Here is a 12,854-nt window from a genome sequence, read left to right on the forward strand (position 1 = left end):
CTAGGAATACGAGAACTGCGCCACCAGCGCTTCGGCGCTGCGCACCGCCGCCCGGCACGCGCGCGTGGTGAACGGGTCGTTGAGCGGATGCTCGGCGCGGCGGCGCCACCGCTGCGCCGCCGCGAAGGCCGCGCGCGGACCGTCGTACGGCGCGTCGGGCGTCAGCCCCAGCCTGCTGGCCGGATCAGTGCCCGAACCGCCGATGATGCGTCGCAGCGAGGCCATCTCGTCGTCGTTCAACGTCGTTGGACGCGAACGTAATTGGCTCAGCAGCCGCAACTCTTCGAAAGCGTGCGTGTCAGCCAGCAGCGGATCGATGTCCGCCAGGATGGCCGGCGTCGCCGGGATCGGGTTGACTTCGACGAACCGCCGCAGCGACAGCAGCGCGGTGTGCGCCTTCAACAGATCCGAGCGCTGCGCGAACTGCTGGTCGATCACGTCGCGCAGCTCCACCAGCCCGCTGCGCTCCAGCAGTTCGTCGGCCAGCGCCACCGAATCGCCGACGCCGGATCGCAGTACCGCGATCGAGATGCGGATGCCGAACATGCCGAACCGGTCCAGCAGCTGCGAGCGGGTGGCGGCATCGACGGGCAGCGAACTGTCCTCGCGCGCAAAGCGATCCGCCGACAGCATGGCCTTGGCCAGCTCGGCGGGCTCCACGCCGGCCAGCTTCTGCAGCGCCACGAATTCGCTTTGGCGAAGCGTTCGGGCGGTCAGCGCCAGCAGCCCCGACACGGGCACCACAGCCTGGCAGATGCCGGTCTTGTCCATCTCCTCGGTGAACCGCTTTGCGACGTCCTTGGCCGACAGCATTGCGTCGATGCGCCCGGCCCCGATCTCGTCGGCGCGCGACGCCACCCCGATCACTCCCAGCGCCCCGGCAGAACCGCCGACCAGCTCGCCGATCTGCTTGAGCAGCGCGATGTCCGTCGCATTCAGCGTGCGCAGCAGAAACACCACCGCGTCAACCCGCGGCACGCCGTCGTCAGGCACAAGCAGCCGCAGCGTGCGCGCCGACACGTCGCTGTTCAGCGACGATGTGCCCGGGGTGTCGACGATCGTCGCGTCGATCAGCTCAGCGGCCGGCCACTCCACGTCGAGGTCGGCAACTTCGACGGGGTCGACGCCGCCGAGGTCGAACGTCAAGCCGTCGCCCCGGATGATCGGCACGTTCGTGCGCCGGCCGTCGCGGTGGTTGGCGGTGACCTTGGGCACTGGCCCGTGCCGGAACCAAGTCACGATGCGGGTGGCTTCGGTGGCGTCGGTGGGGGCGATGTTCTCCCCCACCAGCGCGTTGACCAGCGTGGACTTGCCGGCCTTCAAGCTGCCGGCCAGGGCGATGCGGATCGGCTGGTTGAGCCGCCAGCCAATCCATTCGAGTTCGCTGTGCAGGTCGGCGCGCTGCCGGTAGGTCGGATCGTTGCGGTAAGCCCGGATCGTGCCGCCGAGGATGGCGCGGACCTGATCGCTGGTGCTCACCGGTCAATGTTAGGTGGCGCCGCGCAGCGGAACCCGCGGCGCAGGGCGCACCGGACCGCTCACCACGGGCGTTGGGGCGGCCAGCTCCGCCGCCTTTGCCGACACCTGTCGCAGAATGTTGAGCTGGCGCTCGAGTTCGGCGATGCGCTGGTTGCGCTCGTTCTCCTCCAGCCGCGCCGAGGTGAGCATGGCCTGCAGTGACTCGTTGAGCGATCGGCTGGTCTGGTTGGCAATGCCGCGGTAGTGGTTGCGCAGCTGGCGGTGGATGGCCTGCAGCCGGTCGCGCGATTCCTTGGTGACGACGAACGAGATGTCGTCGACGAACCGGCGCACGTTGTTCTTCGCCTCGTTGCGCACGCGCAGCATCCGGTTCTCCATGTCCTCCTTGTAGGCCTTGCGGCCCAGCAGTAGACCGGCGCCCACCGACAGCGGGTTGAACATGCCGAGCCCGGCCAGCGAGCCCAGCATGCCGAACATCAGGACACCGCCGTAGGAGCCGCGCATCCCGCTGACCACCTTGCTGCTGACGCTGACGGGCTTGGCGTCCATCCGCGCCAGCGACTTGAAGCCCGAGAAGGTGGCACCCATCTGCCGGGCGCTGATCTCCGGGGCCTTCACCTGTTGCAGACCGGCCTCCTCGAACGTGCGTGCCACGTCCTTGGCCAGCGCCTCGGCGCGCTGGAACGCCCAGACGAAATTGTCGCCCACCGCTTCGGCCACTGCCTGCTCCAGTTCGGTGCCGATCTCGGCCCAGTGCAGTGTCGGGTCGCAGCCGTCGATGACGGACTCGAAATGCTGTGTGATGGCACGGAACCGCGACCGCAGATCGTGGTCGACATCGGCGGTCAAGTCGGCGATCCCGTCGTTGAGCACCTGCTGCCACAGCGCCGATGCGGCCAGCGCGTCCTGCGCCTCGGCCTTGCGGCGTTCCAGGTCGGCGGTCAGCCGCTCACGCAAGCCAGGGTCGTTGAGCGTCGACAGTTCCGACTCCAGCGTCAGCGTCAAATGCTCTGCGGCAGAACGCAATTCATTGAGCACATGGTAACGCACCCGGTCGTTCTCTCCGGACAGCACCTTCTCGGACAGGAATTGCACGATCGCGGGGAAGTTCGACTCCTCGTTGAGTTCCTTGTCGTTGAGCGAGATCGCGTGGCTGCGCAGCAGCGACGACGCCGGAATCAGCGGAATGTCGAGTCCAGCCCGCTTGAGGTGGGCGGCGTCGGCGTCGACAACCGCGCGCCAGTGCGGGTACAGGTCGATCTTCGTGGCGACGATCGCGGCCACCGGGCAGATCTCGTAGGCCTGCCGGATGAACGTCATCTCCGGTTCGGTGAACTCCTGGCTGGTGTCGCTGACCATCAGCATCGCGTCGGCATCGGGTAGCAGCCCCAGGGTGGCGGCCAGGTGCGGCTGGCCGTGACCACCGACGCCCGGGGTGTCGATGAACACCAGCCCGCCCTTGAGCAGCGGGCTCGGCGCAATCACCTCGACCCGAAGCACCTCGCGGCCGCCGGCCTGCGGAGCGCGGCGCAGGTCCTTGTTGATGTCGGTGGTGGGGATCGGGATCGCCTCGGCACCACCGTCGCCGGTAGCGACGATCAGCTGCGCGGCGGCCTGCTCGCCGTAGAGCACGACGGTGGTCAGCACCGTGGACTCGTCGTCACCAACCCGCGCGACCGGCATGTTCAGCAGCGAGTTGAGCAGCTGGCTCTTGCCCTGCTTGAGCTGACCGGCGATGACCACCCGGATCTGCGGGTCGACGATTCGGTCGCGGGCCGCGGCCAGCCGGTCGATCAGATCGTCGCGCTGGTTGGTCTCGGCGATCCTGCGGGTGTGGTCGATCAGCTCGACGATGACCCGGGCCTGCCGCGGATCAGGAGGCTGCGTCACGTTGTGTCCTTCCTCGGCGCTACCAACCGTATGCGCAAAAACCTGGCGGGGACCATTGCGGTCCCCGCCAGGTCGTCAACCAAGCGGCTGTGCGTCCGATCAGAAGCCCAGGTGCATGTCGTGGGTGTTCTGATGCGTCTGCACAGTGGTGTTGTCGTGCGTCGACGCGTCGTACGACGGCGAGTACGTCGACTGGTTGTCGTGCACCGAGCTGTTGTACGACTGGGCGTTGCTGTACGACGCCGCGTTGTCGTGCACCGAGCTGTCGTGGGTGGAGGTGTACTGCGACGACCAGTCGTGCACCGAGTTGTCGGCCACCGACGTCGACGTCGTGGTGGTGTGGGTGTTCACGACGCTGTGGGTGTTGTCGACGCCGCTGTAGTTGCCAGTGCCGTCGATGTTGGTCGTGGTCTGGTTCCCGTGCACCGCCGTCCAGTCGGTGTTGCCCTGCGCCGAGCTGGTGGTCCCGTGGCCGGAGGTCTGGATCACCGTGCCGTCGTGGGTCTCCAGGACGTCGTGGCCGGCGGCGGTGTTGCCCTGGCTGAACGAGTTGTCATGGCCGTACGCGAAATTCGAGTCCGCCCCGGTGTGGATGTTGCCGTTGTTGACCGAGTTCGCGTTGCCCAGCACAGCGCCGTCACCGCTGACGATGTCGCCCCGGTTGTCGCCATTGACTGCGACCGCGCCCTGCCCGTTGGCCGTGGTGGTGGTCTTGTCACCCAGCGTGATGTCGCCGAAGCCGAGGTTGAAGGCGCCCTGCTGTGCGTTGGCGCCCGCGTCCTGGTTAGGGCTCATCACCGGCGTGTTGTTGTGGCTGGCGAAATCGGTATCGGTCCGGTTGCCGCTGAGGAAGTCGGTCTGCGGCGCATACGTCGGCGACCAGGTGGGCGACGGCGCGAACGTCGGCTCCCAGCCGTAGTGGTTGGCCACCGCACGCTGCAGGCCCACCACCGGGTCGCCGGCGCCCAGCGCGAGGCTCGGCACCGCGGTGGCAGCCACCGACGCCAGCTGCGCCGGGGCGACGTTGCCCAGCCCGGCGTCCAGCAGCGCCTGCTCGGGCTGCGCGACGTAGTCGGCAGCCGCCTGCGGGTCGCGGAACAGGTTGAGGATGAAGTCGATCAAGCTGATCATCGAAGTCCCTTTCGGTTGTCTCGGGTTTGCCCCTCACCGGCCTGCCCGGTGTCTGCTAGCCACGGTATGGAGCTGCGACTCGACTCGGAACGGGGTCGAGTCCCCTACCTCCACGCCCCTGTACCGGGGTGGTCCAGCAACTTCCGTTAGGGGATTAGGGGATTACTAGGGACATATCGGGAGTCCCCCAGCTGATGCACAGTTTCGCCAGCTCAAACGACGAACGCCCCCACATGCCGAAGCGTGCGGGGGCGTTCGAGGGTGTTCGCGTCAGAACAGCGGGCCGTCGAAACCGTGGGCGTCGTGCGCTGCACCGGGATCGAAGTGCCCATGGTGGTCGTCAACCGGATGCTCGAAGCCGGGGTCGACCGTTGCCGGCTCGACCACTGGCGCCGGGTCATGGGCGTCGGGCGCAGGGGCCGCCAGCGGCTCCGCCTCGAATGCGCCGAGGTGGCTGAACTGGTCGATACCGGCGTCCGGTTGAGTCAGGCCCGGTTGGTCGAGCACGAAGTCCTGGGTGGGAGCCTCGATGCCGGCCGCCGGCACGTGGTCGGAGAACGCGTCGAACGCCGCAGTCGCGGCCCCACTGGCCCAGACGTTCGCATCCCCGGCGTCGGCTCCGAAGGCCGGGCTCGCGATCGACAGCGACTCCGACACCACCGGGATCAGGTTGTTGACGTCGGCACTGGTCACGTCGGTGAGATGAGCGTCGGCGATGGCTTGCTGCGGGTTGTCCGCGTAGCGTGCAGCGGCGTCGGGATCGCGCACCAGCGACATCACGAAGTCCAGTAGCTCATTGGCCATGGCGCCGATGTTAACGATCACCAGCTAATAACGGATCGGTGTCAAAGCCACTGCCGACACGGCGACGTTAGGGGATTGGCCGTTAGGGGATGAGGCGCGGTTAGGGGATGTCGCATGACGACCCCTCCCCGGCGCCGCTATCGTGAGGAACGGCCGCCGACGCTGCCACTGAACCGTGTCGACGACAAGGACCCTTCGAGATGACCGACTCCCTTGGGCTGTCCATCGGGATGACCAACCTGGTCGCGGCCCGGGTCGGCGCTGCGCCGGTCACGCGCCGCGCGGTGTTGACGCTCTATCCGCACCGCGCCCCCGAGGTGGGCGTGCCGGTCGAGAACCCGAACGCGGCCGAACCAGGTCTGGTGCTGTCCGGCTTCGTCGAACGCGTCGGTGATCCGGTGCCTCTGGTGGCGCCGGACGGGACCACCTACCGCGCCGACTGGCTGCTCGTCGAGGCCCTCGACGCCATGGCGCAGACCGTCGGCGACGGCTCGGCCGCCTCACAGGTCACCATCGCTGTGCCCGCGCACTGGGGTCCGGCGGTGCTGGGCGCGCTGCGAGGGGCGCTGCGCACCAAGCCCAACCTGTCGGCGGGCGGCGTGCCGCCGGTGCTGGTGTCCGACGCCGTGGCCGCGCTGGCCGCGTTGGCGACCAGCCCGGGATTGCCGGCGAGCGGAATCGTCGCGTTGCTCGATTTCGGCGGCAGCGGCACCAGCATCACGCTGGCCGACGCCGCCAACGATTTCCAGCCCATCGACGAAAGCCTGCGCTACACCGAATTTTCCGGCGCTGCGATCGACCAGGCGCTGCTCACCCATGTGCTCTCCGACATCAACCAGTCCAGCGGCGCCGACCCGGCCGGCACCACCGCCGTCGGTGCGCTCACTCGGCTACGCGAACAGTGCCGCGACGCCAAGGAGCGGCTGTCTGCTGACACCGCCACCGACCTGTCGGCTGAACTTCCCGGCTATGACTCCGATATCCGCGTCACCCGCGCCGAACTCGAGAACCTGATCAGCGGCCCGCTGGCCGGGGTACTCGCCGCTCTGGAAGAACTCTTGGGCCGCAACCGAATTCCCGCCGCGTCGCTGTCGGCGGTCGCCACTGTCGGTGGCGGCGCCGCGATCCCACTGATCACCCAGCGGCTCTCGGAGCAGTTCCGCGTGCCGGTGGTCACCACGCCGCGGCCGGCACTGAACACTGCGGCGGGCGCTGCGCTGCTGGCCACCCGCGGGCCGGGCGGCGACGCGCCGACCGGACTGGCGACTGCGGCCACCGAACCGCCCACCGGGATGGCCGCCGCCGCGTGGGCCGCCGGGGCTGCCGGCGCAGCCGCCAAGGAGTCGGCCGCCGACGGCGCCGCGTCGGCCACGTTCCGTGCGCTCGCGTGGTCGGAAGATGCCGGCGGCGACGAACCGGCGCCCTATACCGGCGCTCAGTACGCCTACGAGCCGGAGCCCACCAGCGCGCGGCCGCAACTCGAGTTCGCTCCTCCGCCCGAGGGTCCGCATGAGGCAGAGGAGCCGTTGCCCTGGTACCGGCGGCCCCAGGTGCTGTTCGCGGCGGCACTGGTCACGGTGCTGGTCTTGACAGGCGGCCTGGTGTGGACGCTGACCAGCGAGTCCAGCCCGATGCGCTCGACGCGCACTCACACGGCGACGGTGCCGGCCACCACCAACCCCGAATCCCCGGGCGCGCCGCTGACCGACACGGTGACGTTCACCGGCACGGACGGTAGCCCGACCGTCGTCACGCCGCCGCCGTCGGCCACCACCCCACCGAGTTCGCCGCCCGACACCACGACGTCGGAGACCACCACCTCGGCCACGACCACGACGCAGACCACGACCACCACCACGCAGCCGACCACCACGACCACCACCCAGCCGACCACTACCACGACGCAGCCGCCGACCACCACCACGCGACCGCCCACCACGACGACGCGACCGCCCACCACCAGCGCGGCGCCGCCCACCTCAGCGGTCAGCAACCAGTCCGCGCCCACGTCGGCTCAGTTGGCGCCCAATACACCGAGGCCGCAGCTCAGCGCGACAGCGCCGGTCAGCCCCTGACAGCCCGATGGACCAGCCGGCGTTGCACGAGCTGCCGCCCCAGGCACGCGAGCTCGTTGACGCGGTCACCACCAACCCGACCGACCCCGTCAAGGCCGTCGTCGTGGGCGGTATCGGCACCGGGAAAACCGCCACACTGACCGCGATCCGCACTGCGCTGCGGGCCGGCGGCATCGACGTCGCCTCCCGTCCGGATGTGCATCGGAGTGCCACGGCGATCGTCGTCGACGACGCGCACCTGCTTACGCACCAGCAGCTCACCACCCTCGCCGAGCGGGTCGACGATCCGTGCGCGACCGTCGTCGTCGCCACCGAGCCGTATCAACATTCGGCTGCGCTTCGCACGCTCACCATGGCGATCGAACGCGAGCGTCCGGCGGTGCTGCTCGGTGCGCTTCCGCCCCAGGAGCTGCACCGCCTGGCCACAGCGGCCCTCGGCGCGCCGCCGACCGCCGAGGTGGTTCGCGCTCTGATGGCCGCGACCGCCGGATTGCCGTTTCTGGTGCGGGCGGCGCTGAGCCGCCCGGGCGACGACGCCTCACCCGCCATCGCGATCGCCCAGTCCGCCCGGTTCGCGCTGATCGACCGGCTGCGCGCAGTCGACGAGCCCGTCCTCGAGGCGCTGCTGATCGGATCGCTGAGCCCCGACCTCGGTGCCGCTGACCTGGCGGCCGCGCTGAGCATCAGCACCGACGACGCTCAGCGGCTGGTCGACCGGGCCCGAGGCAGCGGACTCCTCGAGCCCTCCCACAGCCCGGCGTTTCTGCGGTCGGTGCACCGCGCGGTCACGCAGATCGTCGGTGCAGCACGCCACCACGACGTCGAAAAGGCTTTGCTCACAACACAATTGGAGCTGTCGACGCTGCCGGCGGACTTGGCGTTGCGGCTCGCCGAACACGGCATGCGCGACGAGCGGCTGGCCACGGTGCTGGAAACTTACGCCGAGCGCTCACCCGACCGCGCCGCCGCGGCCCGGCTGTACCGCGCCGCCGTCGACGCCGGCGCGTCGCGGCTCACGGCCCGGCTTGCCGACGCGCTGGCGCTGACCGGAGACTGCGCGACGGCCGGCCGGCTCGCCGACGACCTGCTCTCGTCCGACGACCCCGCCGAGCGTGCCGCCGCGGTCCGCATCGCCGCGTCGGTAGCTGCCCATGACGGCAACGCCGACCAGTCCGCCGAGCTGTACCGCTGGCTCGGGCCGCACCCCGACGCGGTGGTCAGCTCCGCCGGCGCGGTGGTGCTGCTGGGCGCGGGCGACGCCGCGGCCGCCCGCGGGTCGATAACAGCCCCGGCCGGCGGTCCGCCCACCGCCGCCGCCCGAGCCGCCCGCAGCCTGGCCGAAGGCCTGCTGCAGACACTGGACCAGCCGTTCACCGTGGCGGTCGCCAAGCTCGGGCAGTCGCTGACCGCCGGCTCGTCGGCCCGTTTCGTCACGCCGGATACGCCGGCGGCCCTCGTCGCGCTGACGGCGTTGCATGCCGGCGATCCGGTCCGCGCACGCAGCGTGCTCACCCGCGCGCTGCAGGACGGCAGTGCGCCGCACGCCGAGCACCGGCACCGGCTGCTGCTGGCCTGGACGAAAATGCTCGACGGGCAGCTCGCGTCCGCGAGCGCCGAAGTGACCGTCGACGATGCCGTGCTGCACCGCCGGGATGCGTTATGGGCCGCCGCACTGCGCACCGGGCTGGCGCGGCGCACCGGCGACAGTGGCGCACTTCAGCGGCACTGGTACACCGCGATGGAAGTACTGGCCGAGTACACGATCGACCTGTTCTCGCTGCTGCCGCTGGGCGAGCTGTGGGTGGCCGCGGCACGGCTGCGGCAGCTCGAGCGGATCCGCTACGCCGTCGAGCAGGCTCTAGAGCTTCTGGAGCGGCTCGGCAAGCCGGTGCTGTGGTCGGTGCCCTTGCACTGGTCGGGCGTGCACGCCGGCATCCTGGCCAACTCGCCGGATGCGGTGGCACCCCACGGGCAGGCGCTGACCGCGGCCGCAGCGACCAGCCCGTTCGCGAAAGTGCTGGCCGGCGCCGGGCGGGTCTGGCTGCGGGTGCTGGCCAATCAGGTCGAACTGGCCGAAGTCACGGCGGCTGCGCGCGGTCTGGCGCAGTACGGCCACACCGCCGACGGCACGCGGCTGGCCAGCCAGGCGGCTTTGCAGGCGCCCGACGCCCGCGTATCCGGGGCGATGCTGCAGCTGGCGCGCGATCTCAAGGCCAGCGCTGCGCTCGACGAGCAGCCGGTAACACCGTCGCAGCAGCGCGCTGTCGAGCCGGCGCGTCCCGCGGCGCGGGACTCGGCGCGGCTGTCCGAGCGCGAACGCGAGGTCGCCGAGCTGTTGCTGTTGGGCATGCCCTACCGCGACATCGGCAATCAGCTGTTCATCTCCGCCAAGACCGTCGAACACCACGTCGCCCGGATACGACGGCGCCTGGGTGCTGAATCCCGCTCCGAGCTGCTGTCGATGCTGCGGGCGATGCTGGCGCCGCAGCCCTGAGGTTAGGTCAACCTTTGTCGCGCCCGTAGCGGCCGAGATGTCACTATGAGCAGGCAAGAAAGACAAGTTACTGACCAGTAGCAAGCTGGGGAGGCGGCGCGCGTGGACACTCAGCAGGTGATCAGGCTCGTGGTTGGCCTGGGGTTGACGGCGCTGGTTTTGGTGTTTGCGGCGCGCCGGGTGTGGTGGCTGTTCACTCTCGTGCGATCGGGTCAGCCGGCCAGTGGCCGCACCGACAACCTGGGCAGGCGGATCTGGACGCAGGTCGAGGAGGTCTTCGGGCAGACGCGGCTGCTGCGGTGGTCGATTCCCGGCCTGGCCCACTTCTTCACGATGTGGGGCTTTTTCATCCTGCTGACGGTCTACATCGAGGCCTACGGCGTCCTGTTCAATCCGAAGTTCGCGATCCCGATCATCGGCCATTGGCCGGTTCTGGGTTTCCTGCAGGACTTCTTCGCGCTGGCCGTGCTGCTGGGCATCACCACGTTCGCGATCATCCGGCTGATCCAAGGACCCAAGGAGCACGGTCGCGATTCGCGGTTCTACGGCAGCCACCTCGGCGGCGCGTGGCTGATCCTGTTCATGATCTTCAACGTCATCTGGACGTACGCGCTGTTCCGCGGCTCGTCGGTGAACAACGGAAACCTGCCGTACAACTGGGCGGCGTTCTTCTCCCACGCCATGGGCAAGGTGCTGTCACCGCTCGGGCACAGCGGCAACGAATACATGGAGACCGTTTCGCTGCTCCTGCACATCGGCGTGATGCTGGCGTTCTTGATCATCGTGCTGCATTCCAAGCACCTGCACATCTTCCTGGCGCCCATCAACGTGACGTTCAAGCGCCTGCCCAACGGGCTCGGGCCGCTGCTGCCGATCGAATACCAGGGCAAGCCAATCGATTTCGAGGATCCGCCGGAGGACGCCACCCTCGGTCGCGGCAAGATCGAGGACTTCAGCTGGAAGGGCATGCTGGACTTCGCCACCTGTACCGAGTGCGGGCGCTGCCAGTCGCAGTGTCCGGCGTGGAACACCGGAAAACCGTTGTCCCCCAAGCTCGTGATCATGGACCTGCGCGACCACTGGATGGCGAAGGCGCCCTACATCCTCGGCGACAAAGTCACGCCTGACGAGAGCACACCCGAAGGTGGCCTCTCCGAGAAGCTGGCCGGCGATCGCCACGAGGAAGTGCATCACGTGCCGGAGTCCGGGTTCGGGCGGGTCCCGCCGGAGTCGCCGCTGCAGGCGACGCGCCCGCTGGTCGGGACGGCCGAGCAGCTCGGCGTCATCGACCCCGACGTCTTGTGGTCGTGCACCACGTGCGGAGCGTGCGTCGAGCAGTGCCCGGTGGACATCGAGCACATCGACCACATCGTCGACATGCGCCGCTACCAGGTGATGATGGAGTCGGAGTTCCCGTCCGAGCTGTCGGTGCTGTTCAAGAACCTCGAGACGAAGTCGAATCCGTGGGGCCAGAACGCCTCCGACCGGCTCAACTGGATCAGCGAGGTCGACTTCGACGTGCCGGTGTTCGGCGTCGACGCGGAGTCCTTCGACGGCTACGAGTACCTGTTCTGGGTCGGCTGCGCCGGCGCGTTCGAGGACCGCGCCAAGAAGACCACCAAGGCGGTCGCCGAGTTGCTGTCGATCGCCGGGGTGAAGTACCTGGTGCTCGGCGCCGAGGAGACCTGCAACGGCGACTCGGCACGCCGCTCCGGCAACGAGTTCTTGTTCCAGCAGCTCGCCGCGCAGGCGGTCGAGACGCTCAACGGCGTGTTCGAGGGCGTCGAGACCGTCGACCGCAAGATCGTCGTCACCTGCCCGCACTGCTTCAACACCCTCGGCCGGGAATACCGCCAGCTCGGCGCCAACTACACCGTGCTGCACCACACCCAGCTGCTGAACCGGTTGGTGCGGAACAAGAAGCTGGTTCCGGTGAAGCCGGTGGGCGGCGAAAACGGCCAGGACGTCACCTACCATGACCCGTGCTACCTCGGCCGGCACAACAAGGTGTACGAGGCGCCGCGCGAGTTGATCGGCGCGTCGGGCGTCACGCTCAAGGAGATGCCGCGCCACGCCGAGACCGGGCTGTGCTGCGGCGCGGGCGGCGCGCGGATGTGGATGGAAGAGCACATCGGCAAGCGGGTCAACCACGAGCGCGTCGACGAGGCGCTGATGACGGTGTCCGACGGCGCGAAGATCGCGACGGGCTGCCCCTTCTGCCGCGTCATGATGACCGACGGCCTCACCGACCGTCAGGAGTCGGGCAAGGGTGAAGGCGTCGAGGTGCTCGACGTGGCTCAGCTGCTGCTGGGGTCGCTGGACAAGAGCACTGTCACGCTGCCGCCGAAGCGCTCTCCCGAAGAGAAGAAGAAGAAGGCTGCGGCCCCGGCGGCCGAGGCTCCTGCGGCAGCGCCGTCGGCACCAGCCGCAGCCGCACCGTCGGGAACCAAGGAAGCCAAGCCGGTCACCGGGCTGGGTATCGCAGGCGGCAAGCGCCCCGGCGCCAAGAAGTCCGCGCCGGCGCCTGCTGCCGAAAAGCCGTCGGCGACAACCCAAGCCGCGCCTGCCAAGGGACTCGGCATCGCCGCCGGCGCCAAGCGGCCGGGCGCCAAGAAGGCCGCACCGACCGCCGAGCAGCCGGCCGAGCAGGCGTCCGAGGAGCAGCCCGCCACCGAGGTCACTCAACCCGCGAACGCGGCGCCCGATCAAGCCAAGGCTGAGCCGGCGCCGGTCAAGGGGCTCGGCATCGCGGCTGGGGCCAAGCGGCCCGGCGCCAGGAAGACGAGCGCGCCCGCGGCCTCGGCTCCGTCGGCTCCGGCTCAGCAGTCGGAGCCTGAGCAGCCCAAGCCTGCGGACACCGAGCAATCGAAGCCCGCTGATGACGGCAATGGCAGCGCGCCGACGCCTCCGGCTAAGGGCCTCGGCATTGCCCGCGGTGCCCGGCCGCCCGGCAAACGGTGATCCGGGCGAGCGGCGAAATG

7 protein-coding genes are annotated in these 12,854 nt (G+C 69.3%); 3 read left to right on the forward strand and 4 right to left on the reverse strand.

Annotation, left to right across the window (positions count from 1 at the left end):
* The 4 genes from AC5Y4C_RS04430 to AC5Y4C_RS04445 form a co-directional block, all read right to left on the reverse strand.
* The gene (locus tag AC5Y4C_RS04430; RefSeq protein WP_499905297.1) at positions 1–1,479 is read right to left on the reverse strand and encodes a dynamin family protein; all 1,479 of its coding nucleotides are present in this window, start codon (positions 1,477–1,479) and stop codon (positions 1–3) included.
* Positions 1,480–1,488: 9 nt separating this feature from the next.
* Complete coding sequence (locus AC5Y4C_RS04435) at positions 1,489–3,369, reverse strand: dynamin family protein (protein ID WP_499961943.1); 1,881 nt, start codon at positions 3,367–3,369, stop codon at positions 1,489–1,491.
* 99 nt (positions 3,370–3,468) lie between these two features.
* Positions 3,469–4,500, reverse strand: a complete 1,032-nt coding sequence (locus AC5Y4C_RS04440; protein ID WP_499950045.1) for an IniB N-terminal domain-containing protein — start codon at positions 4,498–4,500, stop codon at positions 3,469–3,471.
* 270 nt (positions 4,501–4,770) lie between these two features.
* Positions 4,771–5,304, reverse strand: coding sequence for an Rv0340 family IniB-related protein (locus AC5Y4C_RS04445; RefSeq protein ID WP_499961941.1), 534 nt, complete (start codon positions 5,302–5,304; stop codon positions 4,771–4,773).
* Positions 5,305–5,504: 200 nt separating this feature from the next.
* On the opposite strand from AC5Y4C_RS04445, the gene AC5Y4C_RS04450 reads away from it, so the two are divergent.
* The 3 genes from AC5Y4C_RS04450 to AC5Y4C_RS04460 all read left to right on the forward strand — a co-directional run bounded on the left by AC5Y4C_RS04450 (position 5,505) and on the right by AC5Y4C_RS04460 (position 12,834).
* Positions 5,505–7,379: an Hsp70 family protein gene (locus AC5Y4C_RS04450; RefSeq protein WP_499961939.1), complete on the forward strand. Its 1,875-nt coding sequence runs from the start codon at positions 5,505–5,507 to the stop codon at positions 7,377–7,379.
* Positions 7,380–7,386: 7 nt separating this feature from the next.
* On the forward strand, positions 7,387–9,873 hold the full coding sequence (gene iniR, locus AC5Y4C_RS04455; RefSeq protein WP_499961937.1) for an isoniazid response ATPase/transcriptional regulator IniR: 2,487 nt from the start codon (positions 7,387–7,389) through the stop codon (positions 9,871–9,873).
* Positions 9,874–9,975: 102 nt separating this feature from the next.
* Positions 9,976–12,834 carry a heterodisulfide reductase-related iron-sulfur binding cluster gene (locus AC5Y4C_RS04460; RefSeq protein WP_500008021.1) on the forward strand — a complete coding sequence of 953 codons (2,859 nt, stop codon included), beginning with the start codon at positions 9,976–9,978 and terminating at the stop codon, positions 12,832–12,834.
* Positions 12,835–12,854 lie beyond the last annotated feature (20 nt).

It is taken from the genome of Mycobacterium sp. NGS35 (assembly GCF_059812855.1).